The organism is Saccharopolyspora flava, assembly GCF_900116135.1.
GTDB lineage: Bacteria > Actinomycetota > Actinomycetes > Mycobacteriales > Pseudonocardiaceae > Saccharopolyspora > Saccharopolyspora flava.
The window spans coordinates 222508-238984 of record NZ_FOZX01000007.1 but is presented as its reverse complement, the minus strand read 5'-3'; the positions used below and the strand labels follow the sequence as shown (position 1 = coordinate 238984).

Annotated in this window: 6 protein-coding genes; all 6 read right to left on the bottom strand. The window is 74.4% G+C overall.

Annotation, left to right across the window (positions count from 1 at the left end):
- Window positions 1-33 precede the first annotated feature (33 nt).
- On the bottom strand, window positions 34-1182 hold the full coding sequence (locus BM424_RS20450) for a glycine amidinotransferase (RefSeq protein WP_093420522.1): 1149 nt from the start codon (window positions 1180-1182) through the stop codon (window positions 34-36).
- 43 nt (window positions 1183-1225) lie between these two features.
- Window positions 1226-2533, bottom strand: a complete 1308-nt coding sequence (locus tag BM424_RS20445) for an aminotransferase-like domain-containing protein (RefSeq protein ID WP_093420707.1) — start codon at window positions 2531-2533, stop codon at window positions 1226-1228.
- Window positions 2530-3852, bottom strand: coding sequence for a (3,5-dihydroxyphenyl)acetyl-CoA 1,2-dioxygenase DpgC (gene dpgC / locus BM424_RS20440; RefSeq protein ID WP_093420519.1), 1323 nt, complete (start codon window positions 3850-3852; stop codon window positions 2530-2532). The genes BM424_RS20445 and dpgC overlap by 4 nt, the downstream gene beginning before the upstream one ends.
- Window positions 3849-4568: an enoyl-CoA-hydratase DpgB gene (gene dpgB, locus BM424_RS20435; protein ID WP_093420517.1), complete on the bottom strand. Its 720-nt coding sequence runs from the start codon at window positions 4566-4568 to the stop codon at window positions 3849-3851. The genes dpgC and dpgB overlap by 4 nt, the downstream gene beginning before the upstream one ends.
- Before the next feature lie 20 nt (window positions 4569-4588).
- Entirely contained in the window at window positions 4589-5665 is a 1077-nt protein-coding gene (dpgA, locus tag BM424_RS20430) for a 3,5-dihydroxyphenylacetyl-CoA synthase DpgA (RefSeq protein WP_245776005.1), read from the bottom strand.
- A 94-nt stretch (window positions 5666-5759) separates the two neighbouring features.
- Window positions 5760-16460, bottom strand: coding sequence for a type I polyketide synthase (locus BM424_RS29535; RefSeq protein ID WP_093420511.1), 10701 nt, complete (start codon window positions 16458-16460; stop codon window positions 5760-5762).
- Window positions 16461-16477 lie beyond the last annotated feature (17 nt).

Here is a 16477-nt window from a genome sequence, read left to right as displayed (position 1 = left end):
TGGTTTGGTCGGGTCGGCCCGATTCGCGCTGGATCAGCCGAGGTAGTCCTCGGCACCGCCGGTGCGCACGGTGTCCAAGGTGAAGCAGTGGAAACCGCCGCCGAAGAGCCGCCGGTGCCGGTGCCGGATCGGCACCGCGTCGAAGCCGTGCTCTTCCAAGGTGGTGATGAGCGTCTTGCACGCGTCGTTGACCAGAACGGTGTTCTCGTCGACGGACAGGACGTTGAGGTCGATGTAGGGGCTGGCCGGGATCGGGTCGCCGTTCTCGTACTGCGGGTAGTCGTCGATGCCGGGCGGCGGCGGCACCACGACGTCCCAGCTGCGCAGCGCTTCCGGCAGGTAGTCGGCGACGGCGGGGTCGCGCAGCAGCAGGGTGCCGGGGCGCAGCGGGACGACGACGCTGTCGATGTGGCTCTGGGTGAGCCGGTCCATCCGGTGCACCCGGAAGCGCCCGCGCAGGTGCCGCTCCAGCCAGTCGTAGGCCAGCGCGTGGTTGCGGTTGGAGACGTTGACAATGAGGTCGCGGCCGAGGCGCAGGCAGTTCGCGCCGTCGATCATCAGCTCCGCGCCGACGTCGTAGGGCGAGTCCTGCGGGTCGAGCGGGACCTCGATGTTCGGGGCGGCGTGGGCCACGTTCTCCGGGTCGAAGGAGTGGTCGGTCATCATCGGGCGCGGCATGGTCGTCCAGCGGGCGCCCTGCCGGAAGTAGTCCTGGAAGACCGGTTTGAGGAACTGCGTCTCGAAGTAGCGGTCGCGCAGCATCGGCGGGCACTCGACGATCTCGTCGCCGAGGATCAGCGTGTTGTCGCGGATGTTGAGCGGCGGCGTGACCGTGGCTTCGAAGGCCGGGGTGGCGACCCGGGTGAGGCCGGCGTCGAGCGGCATCGGGCGGTGCACGGTGACGCCGAGCGCCGCGAGCTGCTCGGCGACGCCCTCGACGTCCTCGACGAGTTCGGCGAGGAACCGCTGCTTCATCTCCAGCCGGTGCGGGGAGTTGCGCTCGCGGCGTTCCTCGCTGTCGCGCCAGGTCGACAGCGACGGGTAGTAGCCGCGGGCGCCGGAGACGTTGTCGCTGATGAACATGTCGAAGGACATGTCCCGCACGCGGTCGAGGTAGCCCTCGGCGGAGCCGACGACGACCTCTTTGAGCGGGGTGAAGTCGTCGTAGCAGTTCAGGCGCATCGGCGGTGTCCTTTCGCGACGGTCCGGGAGGCTGCGAGCCGGGTCATGCGACGGCCTCCTCGCGGAGGAAGGCGGCGAGCCGCTTGACGCCCTGCTCGATCTGGTCGGGGTCGAGGTAGCTGCACGAGAGCCGGAGCTGGCGGTCGCAGCGGTCGGTGAGGGAGAACTGGCTCATCGGCGTCCACAGCACGCCGTGCTCGGCGGCCGAGACCTCCAGCAGCGCCAGGTCGGCCGGGACCGGGAGGTCGATGCGGACGAAGAAGCCACCGGCGGGCCGCTGCACGGTGATGCCGGGCGGCAGGTCGTCGCCGAGGTGCTTGTCCAGCGCCTCCAGCAGGTGGTCCAGGTTGCGCCGGTAGCGCTGCGCCTTGGGGCGCCCGAGCGCGGTCAGCGAACGCCCGTGCTCCAGCAGCAGACCGCCGATCACCGCTTGGGCCAGCGGCGGGGTGTTCACGGTCGTCATGGTCTTGAGCACGGCCAGTTCCTCGGCCAGAGTCCGCTGCTCGGCGCCGTTCTGGACGCGCTGGTCGGCGACGGCGTACCCGACGCGGGCGCCGGGGAACCCGACCTTGGCGAACGTGCCGACGTGCACCACGCGGCGATGCCGGTCCAGGGCCTTGAGGCAGGGCAGGCCGTCGTCCTCCGGGGCGGTGAACCCGTAGGCGTTGTCCTCGACGAGCAGCAGGTCCTCGCGCTCGGCCAGGTCGAGCAGCGCGTGCCGGGCGGCGAGCGGCATCCGGGCGCCGCCGGGGTTGGAGAAATCGGGGGCGACGTAGCAGGCCCGGATCCGGCGGCCCTGCTCGCGGGCCTCGCGGCAGCGGGCGGCGAGGTGGTCGAGGTCGAGCCCGGATTCCCCTTCGCGGAGCGGCACGACGGGGATGTCGAGCAGCCGCGCGGCACCGGTGATGCCGGCGTAGCAGGGGTCGGCGATGGCGAACAGGTCGTCGCCGCCGGAGCGCGGGTACAGCGACCGCAGCGCCAGCAGCAGCGCCTCCTGGGCGCCGACGGTGATGACGATCTCGCGCGGGTCGGCGCGGATGCCCTGGTCGGTGCCGAGCGCCTCGGCGACGAGGTCGTTGATCAGGCCTTGCGCGGGCCCGTACTCGTAGAGGGCGCGCTGCGCGGCGTCCGGCGTGAAGCCGCGTTCGGCAACGAGGTGGTCGACGAACCGGTCGGTCAGGGCGCGGGTGTCGATGTCGCGCATGAACTCCGGGTGCGGGGCGCCGGGTGCGAAGGAGATGGCCTCGGGGTACCGGCTCATCACCTCGTTGAGGAAGCCGATGGCGCCCAGGGCGGGGTCCCGGGCGGCGCCGTGCAGGTCCTCGGCCAGCAGGTCGGGTGTGCCGGTCATGATGCGCTCCGTTCCGCGGCGCGGCGCCGCTCCCGTTCCCGCCACCTGCGTTCGACCTTCTCCAGCACGTCCGGTGCGTAGGCGCGCTCGGACTGGGCGACGGCGAATTCCGCGAGGTAGTCGCGGAACAGGTCGAGGGGTTCCTCCGCGAGGGCGAGCATGTGCCGGTTGACCGAGACCGCCGGTGCGGCAAGTGCTTTCGCGGCGCGGTCGACGGTCTCGTCCATCTCCTCGGGCGGGACGACCTCGTCGCAGACGAGCCGCGCCTCGGGGTCGGCCGCCGCGATCCGCCGACCGCCGAGCAGCACCTGGCGGGCGAGGCGGGCGCCGGTGTGCCGGGTGAGCCGGAGGTTGCCGAGTCCGGGCACGATGCCCTCCTCGGCGGCGGGCAGGCTGACGTAGGAGTCCTCGGCCGCGATCACGTGGTCGAGGACGAGCAGGATCTGCATCCCGCCGCCGATGGCGAAGGTGTCGACGGCCCCGATCCAGGGTTTGCCGGTGAACCGCTGGGTGCCCGCGCCGGGCGCGGGGTCGGTGAGCAGGCCGCGCAGCATCTTGTTCAGGTAGCCGAGCTCGCGGCCGAGCAGGAAGTCGACGAACGGGATCTTCCCGTCGCGCAGGTCGGTGAGGTTGATGCCGGCGCTGAACACCCGCCGCCCCCGGTACTTCGGGTGCTCGACGGGCCCGCCGCGCAGCACGCCGACGGCGACGGCGTCGTCGAGCAGCACCAGGTCGACGGCCGTGTCGAGGTCGGCGATCAGGGTCTCGTCCTCGGCGTTGAGCCGCGCGGTGTTGCGGAACTCGACGTGAGCGGTGGTGCCCTGGCGGGTCACGGTCACGGTGTCGAGCTCGACCCGGCCGTCGGCGCGGAAGGTGTCGAGGAGGTCGAGGGCGCGCGGTGTGGGCCGCAGCATCGTCTCGACGAGGTGGCGGCCGGCGGTGGGCGAGCGCAGCACGGCGCCGCAGAACAGGCCCTGGTCGATCTCGCGGCCTTCCTTGTGCGCCTGGACGACGGCGCGTTCGGCGGCCATCTGCTCGCGGGTCGGCACCAGTCCGGGGAAGCGCTCGGCTGCGGCTTCGACGAGCTCCGGCAGCCGGACCTCGCGGGTCCTGCCGTCGGTGAGCAGGTCGTAGACCGTCTCGACGTGGCGGGCGAGGAAGTCCCGGCGGGCCCGGCGGGCGTCGGCGTGGATGCGATCGGCCCGCTGCTGCTGATCCGGGGTGCGGTCGGGCCGGGCGGGCAGCGCGGCGAGCCGCCGCTCCCCCTCCTCGGTGAGCGCGGCGAGCCCGGCGGCGTCCTGGTCGAGCGAGCCGGTCATCCGTCCTCGCTCTCCGCGTCGTCGGCGGCGGCGACCGTCCGCAGCCGTCGCAGTTCGCGGTCGCAGGCGGCGAGGTGCGCGCCGAGCGCGTCGTCGTACTCGGCGGAGGCGGCTTCCTCCAGCAGGCGCCGCCGGATGCGGGTCTCGTGGTCGGACAGCCGCCCGCGCAGCACGACGGCGGCCTGCACCGCCTCCGCGAGGTCCTCGCTGAGCTGGTCGACGATGCCGAGCTCCAGGGCTTCGGACGCCGGGATGTCGGTGCCCCACATGACGATCCGGCGCGCCCGCGCCAGGCCGATGTGGTGCACCAGGCGGTACAGCGACATGCCCGGCCAGTAGTGGCCGTCGTTGACCGGCAGCATCAGCGTCAGGTCGGGGGTGCCGATGCGGAAGTCCGCGGTGAGCATCAGGTCCAGCACCGGCCCGCCGCAGGTGCCCTCGGCGACGGCGATGTTGACGGCGTCGAGCCGTTCCAGCCGCCGCACGGCGCGTTCCCAGCGGTTGACCTCCTGGATGGAGACGTCGCCCGGCCACTCGCGCGGGTGGGCGGGGGTGGGCGGGAACCGCAGGACGGCGACCATCCGCTCCCGCGAGTCCTCCACCCGCTCGCACACCTCGTTGACCGCCGCGGTCAGCTCGGGAAGCGGCATCCCGGCGTCCAGCCGGACCGTGATGCCCAGCGCGTCGGTCAGCTCGATCCCCGCGTCCGCGTCCATGTCCGCAGCCACCCCTTCCGTCACCACCGCACCAGGGCCGTCTCGAGGGTCGAGCCCGGCCCCATCGTCATCAGCACACCGAGATCGCCTGGCGCGGCGACCTTCTCGGCTCGCAGCCGCTCGTAGGAGAACAGGAACGAGCCGCTGGAGAGGTTCCCGTGGTCCCGCAGCACGCCGGTGGTGTGCCGCACGTCGTGCCGGGACAGACCGAGGTTCACCCGCACCGCGTCGATGACCTTCTTGCCGCCGGAATGCACCACCCAGTGCGCGATCTCGCCCGCGCGCACCCCCGTGCCCTCGAGCAGCCGCGCCACGGCGGTCTCGGCGTTGGCGCCGACGACGTAGGGGACCTCGGGGTCGAGGTAGAAGCTGAACTTGCCGTGGTCGTCGTCCCAGTCGTAACGCATCGCGCCGACCGCTTCGGGGATGATGTGGCTGGTGAAGCGCAGCAGGGCCGGTCCGCGTTCGGCGGCATCGGATCCGGCGCGCACGGCCACGGCGGCGGCCCCGTCGCCGAACAGGCTGTTGACGATCGCCGAGCGCATCGTGCCGTCGAAGACGTAGGCGGCCGAGCACGCTTCGACGCACACCATGAGCGCCAGCTCGCCGGGGTGCCCGGAGGCCCAGCCGGAGACGGCGTTGAGCCCGTTGAGCCCGGCGTTGCAGCCCATGCCGACCACGTCGAGCCGCTGGCACGACGGGTCGATGCCCAAATCCTTGATGAGCAGCGCCGAGAAACCCGGGGTGACGAACCCGGTGGAGGTGACGCAGCACAGGTAGCCGATGTCGCCGACGTCGGCGCCGATGTCGGCCAGGCAGCGCTCGACGGCCTCGCGCCCCATCCGCAGCCCGGTCTCGGTGTGCTTGCGCAGCAGGTCGCCCTGGGTCTCGAAGCCCGGTGTCCCGTCGGGTCCGATCGGCGGCAGGGTGAGGTTGCGCCGTTCGATCGAGCCGCTGAGGAACGCGGAGCGGATCTTGCGGTCGGTGATGCCGAAGGTGCTGAGGAGTTCGTGCTGGGTGTAGGAGTCCGGTGGCACGGCGGTGCCGACTCCGACGAGGTTCGGGGCGTGCGGTTCCGGTGTCGTGGCTGCTCGCACTTCGTCCTCCGTCCTCCGCCTCATCTCGGCGACCGGGAAATTCTTTCCGAGCGGGCCCCGCGTGACACCAGTGCTCGCCGCCGTTACGGGGCCTTCATCCCCTCTCGCGGGGTCGCAGCGCCGGGCGCGGCCGGGCTCGCGGGGCCGCGCACATCTCGGCCAGCCGGGCGGACAGCTCCTGCGGGGTGGGGCATTCGAAGACGGTGGCGGCGCTGAGGTGCAGGCCGGTCGCGGTGGCGAGCCGGTTGCGCAGCCGGGTGGCGGTCAGCGAGTCGAAGCCCATGTCGACGAATCCCCGCTCGGGGCTGATGGCCTCGGCGGTGTCGTGGCCGAGGACGATCGCGGCGTGGGTCCGCACGACGCCCAGCAGTTCGGCTTCGCGTTCGGCCGGGGCCAGCGAGCGGAGCCGGGTCGTGAATTCCTCGACGTCGTGCGGGTTCTCGGTCGCCGGGTTCGCCGGCCGGACGCCGGTGATGCCGGAGAGGAGCCGGGCCAGCGGGCGGGCCTTCGGGTCGTCGGCGAGGTGTCCGGCGACGCGCGGCCAGTCGGCGTCGACGACGGCGATCCGGCTGTCGCCGCTGGTGAGGGCGCGTTCCAGCGCCAGCAGGGCGAGGCCGGGTTCCATCGGGGTGAGGCCGTCACCCGCCGGTTCGGCGCCCGCCCACGGACCCCAGGCGACGCAGGTCACCGGCAGTCCTTCGGCGGCCCGCTGGTCGGCGAGGTCGTGCAGCAGGGCGGTCGCGACGGCCTCGGCGGCGCGTCCGGGGGCTCCGACGGCCGCGGCGAACGACGTGACCAGCACGAACGCGGCGAGGTCGGTGTCGCGGGTGAGCTCGTGCAGGTGCCGGGCGGCGCGCGACGTGGCGCGCGCGACCGCCTGCACCCGCGCCGGGGTCGTCTCGGAGAACCCACCGGGGTCGGTGACGCCGGCCGCGTGCACGACAGCGGTCAGCGGCCGGTCGGCGGGGATGTCGTCGAGCAGGGCCGCGAGCGCGTCGCGGTCGCCGACGTCGCAGGCGGCGAGGGTGACCTCGGTGCCGAGCGCGGTGAGCTCCTCGCGCAGCACCTCCGCCCCGTCGGCGTCGGGTCCGCGCCGGGACACCAGCAGCAGGTGTGGCGTCCCGGCGCGGGCGAGCCGCCGGGCCACCTGCGCGCCGAGAGCACCGGTGCCGCCGGTGATCAGCACGGTTCCGGTGGTCGGCCACGCGGCGGCTCCGGGCTGGGGCCGAGCGCCGGGGGCGGCGACGACGCGGCGGGCGAAGACCCCGGAGCCGCGCACGGCGAGTTCGGTCTCCCCGACTCCGCGCGCGAGCACGGCGGCGAGCCGGTGGCCGACCCAGCCGTCGAGTTCGGCGGGCAGGTCGACGCTGCCCGCCCACCGCTCGGGTTCTTCCAGCACGGCGACGCGGCCGAGCCCGCGCACCCCGGACCGTCCGCGCACCCGTTCGGCGGTGCTGACGGCCTCGGCCTCCCTGGTCACGTGCCACACGGGTGCGCGCACCCCGGCCTCGTCGAGCGCGCGGGTCAACGCCAGCGCGAGGCTCACGCCCCTCGGCACCGCGTCGTGGTCGGGGTCGTCCCCGTCGGCGAGCGCCAGCAGCGACAGGACTCCGGAAACCGTTCCGGCTCCGGCGATTCCGGTGGCGATCTCGCTGGGTTCGGCCACGGGCAGGAGCGTGGTCGTGGCACCTCCGGCGGTCAGGGCCTCGGTGATGCCGGTGACCCACGGGTCGTCGGAGGCCGCCTCCGGCAGGACCACGAGCCAGGTTCCCGCAGGTGCGGCGTCGGGGACGGTGACCGGGGTCCAGGCCGCGCGGTGGCGCCAGCCGTCGACGCGGGCGTCGTCGCGGCGGCGCTGCCGGTAGGCGTCCAGCAGCGGCAGCAGCTCGGCCGCCTTCGCCTCGTCGCCGAGGGCCAGTTCGGCGGCGAAGCCCGCCACGTCGGGCAGCTCGTCCTCGGCGGTGTCCTCGGCGCGCAGCCAGTAGTCCCCGCGCTGGAAGGCGTAGGTCGGCAGCGCCACGCTCCCGGTCCCCGGTGCTACGGCGGACCAGTCCGGGTTGGTGCCGCGGACGAACAGCTGCGCCAACGCTTCGGTCAGGCAGGCGGTTTCGTCGGTGCCCGCGCGCATCGCGGGCACGAACTCGGCCTCGGGTGCGGAGTCCTGGCCGAGGGCCGAGAGCACCCCGTCGGGGCCGAGTTCGAGGAACGTGGTGATGCCCCGCGCGGCGAGCGCGGCCACGCCGTCGGCGAAGCGGACGGGTTCCCGCACGTGCCGCACCCAGTGCTCGACGTCGCACGGCCGGTCCTCGGGCAGCGGCTCGCCGGTCAGGGTGGACAGGACTTCCAGCTCGGGCGCGGCGAAGTCCAGCTTGCCCACCTCGTCGCGGAACGCGGCGAGCACGGGTTCCACCAGCGGCGAGTGGAAGGCGTGCGACACGTCGAGCCGCTTGGTCTCGACGCCGCGTGCGCGCAGCACGGCGACGATCTCCTCGACCCCGTCGCGGGTGCCGGAGAGCACGACAGCCTCCGGACCGTTCACGGCGGCCACGCCGACCTCGGCCTCGTGGCCGTCCAGCAGCGGCAGCACGTCGACCTCGGCCGCCCGCACGGCCACCATCACGCCGCCGTCCGGGAGCTCCTGCATGAGCCTGCCGCGCGCGGCGACCAGCGCGCAGGCGTCGCCGAGCGAGAGCACCCCGGCGACGTGGGCGGCGACGATCTCGCCGATCGAGTGCCCCGCCACGGCATCGGGCCGCACGCCCCAGGACTCGACGAGCCGGTAGAGCGCGGTTTCCACGGCGAACAGCCCGCACTGGGTGTGCAGGGTGCGCGACAGCTCGCGTTCGGCGTCCTCGTGCTCGCCCAGCACGACCTCCCGCACGGGCGGGATTCCGGGCAGCAGCGCGTCGAAGTGCTCGCACGCGGTGTCGAAGGCGGCGGCGAAGACCGGGTGCGCGGCGTGCAGCGCGCGTCCCATGCCGACGCGCTGGCTGCCCTGGCCGGTGAACAGCACGGCCGTCCTGCCGGTGGTGGGGCTGCCGGTCACCAGGCCGGGCGCGGTCCTGCCCTCGGCGAGCGCCGCGAGCCCGGCGTCGAAGTCCTCGCGCCGCTCGCCGAGCACGACGGCGCGGTGCTCGAACGCGGTCCGCCGGGTCGCCAGCGCGGCGGCGACCTCCGCCGGATCGGCCGCCAGCGCGGAGTCGCGCAGGCGGGCGGCCTGCTCCCGCAGCGCGACCGCCGAGCGCGCCGACACCAGCCACGGCAGGGTTGTCCCGGCCCGGGGTGCGGCCGGTTCGTCCTGCGGCGGGGCCTCTTCGACAATGACGTGCGCGTTGGTGCCGCTGATCCCGAACGAGGACACACCGGCCCGGCGCGGCCGGTCCGACTCCGGCCAGGCCGCGGGCTCGCGCAGCAGCTCGACGTCGCCGTCGGACCAGTCGACGCGCGTCGAGGGCGTCCCGAGGTGCAGCGAGGCGGGCAGCACGCCGTGCTCCAGCGCCTTCACGATCTTGATCACCCCGGCCACGCCGGCCGCGGCCTGGGTGTGCCCGATGTTGGACTTGATCGAGCCGAGGCGCAGCGGGCCCGTCTCGCCGCGGTCCTGGCCGTAGGTCGCCAGCACCGCCTGGGCCTCGATCGGGTCGCCGAGGGTGGTGCCGGTGCCGTGCGCCTCCACGGCGTCCACATCGGACGGATCCAGCCGGGCGTCGGCGAGGGCGGCGCGGATGACGCGCTGCTGCGACGGCCCGTTCGGGGCGGACAGGCCGTTGGAGGCGCCGTCCTGGTTGGTCGCCGTGCCGCGCACGACGCCGAGGACGCGGTGCCCGTTGTGGCGGGCGTCGGAGAGCCGCTCGACGAGCACGACACCGGCGCCTTCGGCCAGCGAGGTGCCGTCGGCGTCGTCGGAGAAGGACTTGCAGCGGGCGTCGGCGGCCAGCCCGCGCTGCCTGCTGAAACCCATGAGCGCACCCGGTCCCGGCATGACGGCAACGCCGCCGGCCAGCGCGAGGTCGCTCTCGCCGCTGCGCAGCGAGCGCACGGCCATGTGCAGCGACACCAGCGACGAGGAGCACGCGGTGTCGACGGTGACCGCGGGGCCTTCGAGCCCGAGGACGTAGGCGACGCGCCCGGACACGACGCTGCCGGCGGTGCCGGTGAGCAGGTGGCCTTCGGCGCCGTCGCCCGCCTCGTGCAGCCGGGGCCCGTACTCCTGGTAGTGGGCGCCGACGAACACGCCGGTCCTGCTGCCGCGCAGCGCGGCGGGCACGATTCCGGCGCGTTCGACGGCTTCCCAGCTCGTCTCCAGCAGGAGCCGCTGCTGGGGGTCCATGCTCAACGCCTCGACGGGTGAGATGCCGAAGAACTCGGCGTCGAAACGGCCCGCGTCGTGGAGGAATCCGCCTTCGCGCACGGTGATCCGGCCGGGCGCGTCCGGGTCGGGGTCGTAGAGCGCGTCGAGGTCCCAGCCCCGGTCGGCGGGCAGCCCGCCGATGGCGTCGCCGCCGGAGGCGACGAGCCGCCACAGCTCCTCGGGGGTGCTGACGCCGCCCGGGTAGCGGCAGGCCATGCCGACGATGGCGATCGGGTCGTCGGTGGTGCCGGACCGCTGCGGCTCGGCGGTGCCGGTCGTGCTCTCGCCGAGGATCGCGCCGAGCAGGTGGGCGGCGAGGGCCGCGGTGTTGGGGTGGTCGAACGCGAGGGTGGCGGGCAGCCGCAGCCCGGTGGCGGTGCCGAGCCGGTTGCGCAGGTCGACGGCCGTCAAGGAGTCGAGGCCGAGGTCCTTGAACGCGGTGTCGGCCGCGACGGCCGTCGGGTCGGCGTGGCCGAGGACGGCGGCGACCTGGGTGCGCACGAGGTCCCGGAGCGTGGTCCGGCGGTCCTCTTCCCGCTGGGCGAGCAGCCGCTGCCGCAGCGCCTCGGTCCCGTCGGTGCCGGAGGCGGCGAGCGCGCGTCGGCGCGGGGCGGCCGGGTGCCGGACGAGCCCGCGCAGCAGCGGGTGCACCGGGGCGTTCGGGTCGGCGCGGGGGTCGAGGCGCGCGGCGAGGAGGAGGTCTTCGGGGGAGTCGATCGCGCGGTCGAGCAGCGCCAGTCCGTCCTGTGTGGACAGCGGTGTCGTTCCGGTGCGGGCGATGCGGGCGAGGTCGGTGTCGCCGAGTCCTCCGGTCATCGCCGAGCGCTGCTCCCACAGGCCCCAGGCGACGGACACGCCGGGCAGCCCGTGCGACCGGCGGAGGGCCGCCAGGCCGTCGAGGAAGGCGTTGCCCGCGGCGTAGTTCGCCTGTCCCGCGCCGCCGAGCACCCCGGCGGCGGAGGAGAACAGCACGAATCGGCGGACGTCGTGCTGCAGCGTCAGCTCGTGGAGGTTCCAGGCTCCCGCGACCTTCGCGGACAGGACATCCGCCAGCCGCTGCGGAGTCAGCGATTCCACGGTCGCGTCGTCCAACGTCCCGGCTGCGTGCACGACAACCGAGACGTCCACTGAGGACAGAATCTCGGCGAGCGCGTCCCGATCCGCGACGTCGCAGGCCGCGGCCCGCACCTCGGCACCGGCCGCAGTCAGGTCCTGAATGAGGTCGTCGGTTCCGGGGGCGTCCTGGCCTCGGCGGCTCAGCAGCAGCACGCGGCGCGCGCCCCATTCCGCGACCGCGTGCCGGGCGACTTCGCCGCCGAGCACGCCCGAGGCGCCGGTCACCACGAGCCAGCCCTCAGCCTGGGCCGGGGGCACGGTCAGCACGAGCTTGCCGACGTGGTGGGCCCGGCTCATCACCGCGAAGGCTTCACCGGCCCGGCGCACGTCCCACACCGAAACCGGAAGCGGCTGCAGCGCTCCCTTTTCGAGGAGTCCGACGACTTCGCGCAGGATCTCGCCGAGACGCACCCCACCGGCCTCGGCCAGGTCGAACGCCCGGTACCGCACACCACCATGCGCGGCCGCGACCTCAGCGGGGTCGCGGACGTCGGTCTTGCCCATCTCCACGAAACGACCACCCGGCCGGACCAGCCGCAGCGACGCGTCGACCAGTTCCCCGGACAGCGAGTCCAGCACCACGTCCACCGGGTCGAAGGTCTGCTCGAAGTCCCCGTTGCGGGAGGACGCGATCCGGTCCTCCGCGACGCCCAGTTCGCGCACGACAGGCCATTTCGGCTCGCTCGCCGTCGCGCACACCTCGGCACCGAGGTGGTGCGCCAGCTGCACCGCGGCCATCCCCACACCCCCGGCGGCCGAGTGCACGAGAACCCGCTCCCCCGCCCGCACACCGGCCAGGTCCACCAGCGCGTAGTAGGCGGTCACGAAGGCCGCCGGGACCGAGGCGGCGCGCTCGAAGCTCCACCCCGCGGGCACCGCGACGACCGCCCGTTCCTCGACCACGACCGAGGAGCCGAAACCGCCGCTCCACAGGCCCATCACGCGGTCGCCGGGCTTCACCCCGGTGACGCCGGAGCCGATCTCGGTCACCACACCGGCGCCTTCACCGCCCAGCACGGCGTTCTCGGCGTCGGGGTACATGCCCAGCGACACCAGCACGTCGCGGAAGTTCACCCCGGCCGCGCGCACCTCCACCCGCACCTCGAACTCGCCCAGCGCCGCATCGTCGGCGTCGGGGGCGACGACCGTCATGCCGTCGAGGCCGGTCGCCGGGTCGACGTCGAGCCGCCAGGGGCCGTCGGGCAGCCGCAGCGGAGCGGGAGCCGTCACCACGCGCGGCAGGCGCGGTTCGCCGCGCCGCAGCGCCAGTTGCGGTTCCCCGGTCGCCAGGGCCGCGGGTAGCGCGGCGAGCGAGGCGAGGTCTCCGTCGAGGTCGACGAGGACGAAGCGCCCGGGGTGCTCGGTCTGCGCGGAGCGCACCAGCCCCCAGACCGGGGACGCGGCCAGGTCGGTCAGGTTCTCGCCGCCGTCGGCGGCGACGGCACCCTGGGTGAGCAGCACCAGCCGGGCTCCGGCGAACGTCTCGTCGGCGAGCCAGCGCTGCACCAGCTCCAGCGCGCGGGTCGCGGCGTCCACGGCCTCGGCCGCGATGTCCTCGCCGGACGGGGCGACACCGGCGAGCACGCACTCCGGCATCGCCCGCTCCCCCGCCGCCACCCGGGCGGCGAGCGCGGCGAGATCGTCGTGCCGGTCGGCGATCCGGTCCAGGCCGAGCACGTCGTCCCCCACGACGGCGAGGTCGGCGTTCCCGCCGGTCGCGGGTGCGGGTGTCCACTCGACGCGGTGCAGGGCGTCGAGAGCCTCGCCGCGGTCCTCGCCGAGCGCCCGGGTGACCACGGCCTCGATCGAGGCGACCGGCCGGCCCGCGTCGTCGGCCGCGAGCAGCGACATGCCGCCGTCGCCCGCCGGGGCGAGCCGGACCCGCAGCCGGGTGGCTCCGGTGGCGTGCAGGGACACGCCGTTCCACAGGAACGGCAACCGGACCGGCCCCGAGGTGTCCGAGCCCAGCGACCACGCGTGCAGCGCGGCGTCGAGCAGCGCGGGATGCACCCCGAACCCGGTGGGCTCGACTCCCTCCGGCAGGGCGACCTCGGCGAAGATCTCCTCGCCGCTGCGCCACGCGCGCTCCAGGCCCCGGAACACCGGCCCGTAGGCGAGCCCGTCGTCGGCCAGCCGCTCGTACACCCCGTCGATCTCGACCGGGCTCGCGCCCGCCGGGGGCCAGCTCGCCAGGTCGGATTCCTCCGGCGCACCGGTGGTCAGGGTGGCGCGCGCGTGGCGAGTCCAGGTGCCGTCGGCGCCGCGCACGTGCACACCGGCGGACCGGTGGCCGTCCTCGTCCCCGGACACGGTCAGCTGGACGTCCAGCGCCCCGCCGTCCTCGGGGAGCACCAGGGGTTTCTCCAGGCTGAGCTCGTCGACGCGGTCGCAGCCGACGCTGTCGGCGGCGCGCAGGACGATCTCCACCAGCGCGGTCCCGGGCACCACGGTCCGCCCCCGCACGGCGTGGTCGGCCAGCCAGGGGTGGGTGCGCAGCGACCAGCGGCCGGTGAGCAGGTAGCCGCCGGAATCGGGCAGCTCCATGCCCGCGTCGAGCAGCGGGTGGTCGGCGTCGTCCATGCCGTGCGCGGCGGCGGGAGCGCCCTGGTCGAGCCAGAAGCGCTGCCGCTGGAAGGCGTAGGTCGGCAGGTCGACGCGGCGGGCACCGGTCCCGTCGTAGACGCGCGCCCACTCCACCGGGGCTCCGGCGACGAACGCCTCCGCCAGGGAGGCAAGCAGGCGTTCCTGTCCGCCCTCGTCGCGGCGCAGGGTTCCCACCGCGCACACCTCGACGTCCCCGGCGGTGCCCTCGATGCCCGGGGTCAGCACCGGGTGCGGGCTGACCTCCACGAAGTGCCGGAAACCCAGGTCCAGCAGGCCGCGCACGGTGTCCTCGAACCGCACCGGGTTGCGCAGGTTCCGGTACCAGTACGCGGCGTCGAGCCCGGAGGTGTCGAAGACCTCGCCGGTGACGGTCGAGTGGAACGGCACCGCACCAGGTTTCGGGGTCACGCCGGAGGCGGCGCGCTCGACGGCGTCGCGGATGCTCTCGACCTGCGCGTTGTGCGAGGCGTAGTCGACCGGGACCCGGCGGGCGCGGACCTCGTCGGCCTCGCACCCGGCCAGCAACGTCTCCAGCGCGGTGTCCTCACCGGAGACCACGACCGCCGAGGGCCCGTTCACCGCCGCGATCGCCAGGTCACCGCCGATCGAAGCCAGCCGCTTCTCCACCGCCTCGACCGAGGCGGCGACCGACACCATCCCGCCGCCACCGGACAGCCCGGACGCGACGGCGCGGCTGCGCAGCGCCACGACCCGCGCGCCGTCCTCCAGGGACAGCGCACCGGCCACCACGGCGGCCGCGATCTCCCCCTGCGAATGTCCCACCACCGCAGCGGGTTCCACGCCGTGGGAGCGCCACACCTCGGCCAGCGACACCATCACGGCCCACAGCGCGGGCTGCACCACCTCCACCCGTTCCAGGGCGTCGGCATCGCCCAGCACGTCCAGCAGCCGGAAGTCCGCGAACGGCTCCAGCGCCGCCGCGCACTCGCGCATCCGGGCGGCGAACACCGGCGAGGACTCCAGCAGCTCCACCGCCATCCCGGCCCACTGCGAACCCTGCCCGGGGAACACGAACACGGGCCCGGCACCGCCGAGAGCGCGCCCGGTGACGAGGTCGGCCGGGCTGCCTCCGGTCGCGCACTCGGCCAGCCGCTCGGCGGCGGAGGCCGCATCGGGGGCGAGGAGCACCGCGCGGTGCTCCTGGACGGCTCGGGTCGTGGCCAGCGCGTGGCCGACCTCGGTGCTCGTGCGCTCGGGGTGCCGCTCGACATGCGCGGCGAGCCTGCCCGCCTGGTCGCGCAGCGCGGCCGATGTGGCGGCCGACAGGACCCACGGCGCCAGCGGAAGTTCGCGCACCGGGGTGGGCTCGTCGTCGGGCGCGGGGGCTTCCTCGACGATGGCGTGGGCGTTGGTGCCGCTGATCCCGAACGAGGAGACGCCGGCGCGGCGCGGCCGGTCGGTCTGCGGCCAGTCGAGCGGATCGGTCAGCAGCCGCAGGCCGCCGCCGTCCCAGTCCACGTGCGGGGACGGTTCGGCCGCGTGCAGCGTCCGCGGCACGGTCCCGTGCCGCAGCGCCAGCACCATCTTGATCACCCCGGCGACACCGGCCGCCGCCTGGGTGTGCCCGATGTTGGACTTCAACGACCCCAGCCACAGCGGGTGTTGCGCGTCGCGGCCCTGCCCGTAGGTCGCCGCCAGGGCGCCCGCTTCGATCGGATCGCCCAGCTTCGTGCCGGTGCCGTGCGCTTCGATCACGTCGACGTCGCCGGTGCTCAGGTCCGCGTCGGCGAGGGCGGCGCGGATGACCCGCTGCTGGGAGGGGCCGCTGGGCGCGGACAGGCCGCTGCTGGCGCCGTCCTGGTTGGTCGCGGTGCCGCGCACGACCGCGAGGACGGGGTGTCCGAGGCGGCGGGCGTCGGAGAGCCGTTCCAGGCACAGCATTCCGGCGCCTTCGGCCGGTCCGAAACCGTCGGCGCCGGCCGCGAAGGACTTGCAGCGGCCGTCGGGCGCGATGCCGCGCTGCCTGCTGAAGCTGATGAACGTGCCGGGTGTGGACATGACGGTGACACCGCCGGTCAGCGCCAGCGAGCACTCGCCCCGGCGCAGCGACTGCACCGCCAGGTGCAGGGCGACCAGCGAGGAGGAGCAGGCGGTGTCGATCGTGACCGCGGGTCCTTCGAGCCCGAGGGTGTAGGCGATGCGCCCGGAGGCGATGCTCAGCGAAGTGCCCGTCCCGAGGTGGCCTTCCACACCGTCGGTGGCGGTGTGCAGCCGCGGCCCGTAGTCGGGCGAGACCGCCCCGACGAACACCCCGGCGTCGCGTCCCTTCAGGCTCGCGGGGTTGATGCCGGCTCGCTCGACCGCTTCCCAGGACGTTTCGAGCAGCAGGCGCTGCTGGGGGTCCATCGCGAGGGCCTCGCGCGGGGAGATCCCGAAGAACCCGGCGTCGAAGTCCCCGGCGTCGTCGACGAAACCACCGGCCCGGGAGTAGGTGCGGCCGGGCGTGCCGGGGTCGGGGTCGTAGACCGCCTCGGTGTCCCAGCCGCGATCGCCGGGGAACGGGGTGATGGCGTCGGTGCCGTCGCTGACCAGGTCCCACAGCTCCTCGGGCGTGGTGACGCCGCCCGGGTAGCGGCAGGCCATGCCGACGATGGCGATCGGTTCGCGGGCCGCGGTCTCCAGGTCCTGCAGCCGCCCGCGCGTCTGGTGCAGCTCGGCCGTCACGCGCCGGAGGTAGCCCAGCATCTTCTCTTGTTCCGACATCTGCGCCTCACGTGTTC

What these genes read in the sequence shown, in the direction of transcription:
- BM424_RS29535 (WP_093420511.1), bottom strand. Translation starts at nt 16,460, where the DNA reads ATGTCGGAACAAGAGAAGATGCTGGGCTACCTCCGGCGCGTGACGGCC.
- BM424_RS20450 (WP_093420522.1), bottom strand. Translation starts at nt 1,182, where the DNA reads ATGCGCCTGAACTGCTACGACGACTTCACCCCGCTCAAAGAGGTCGTC.
- dpgB (WP_093420517.1), bottom strand. Translation starts at nt 4,568, where the DNA reads ATGGACGCGGACGCGGGGATCGAGCTGACCGACGCGCTGGGCATCACG.
- BM424_RS20445 (WP_093420707.1), bottom strand. Translation starts at nt 2,533, where the DNA reads ATGACCGGCACACCCGACCTGCTGGCCGAGGACCTGCACGGCGCCGCC.
- dpgC (WP_093420519.1), bottom strand. Translation starts at nt 3,852, where the DNA reads ATGACCGGCTCGCTCGACCAGGACGCCGCCGGGCTCGCCGCGCTCACC.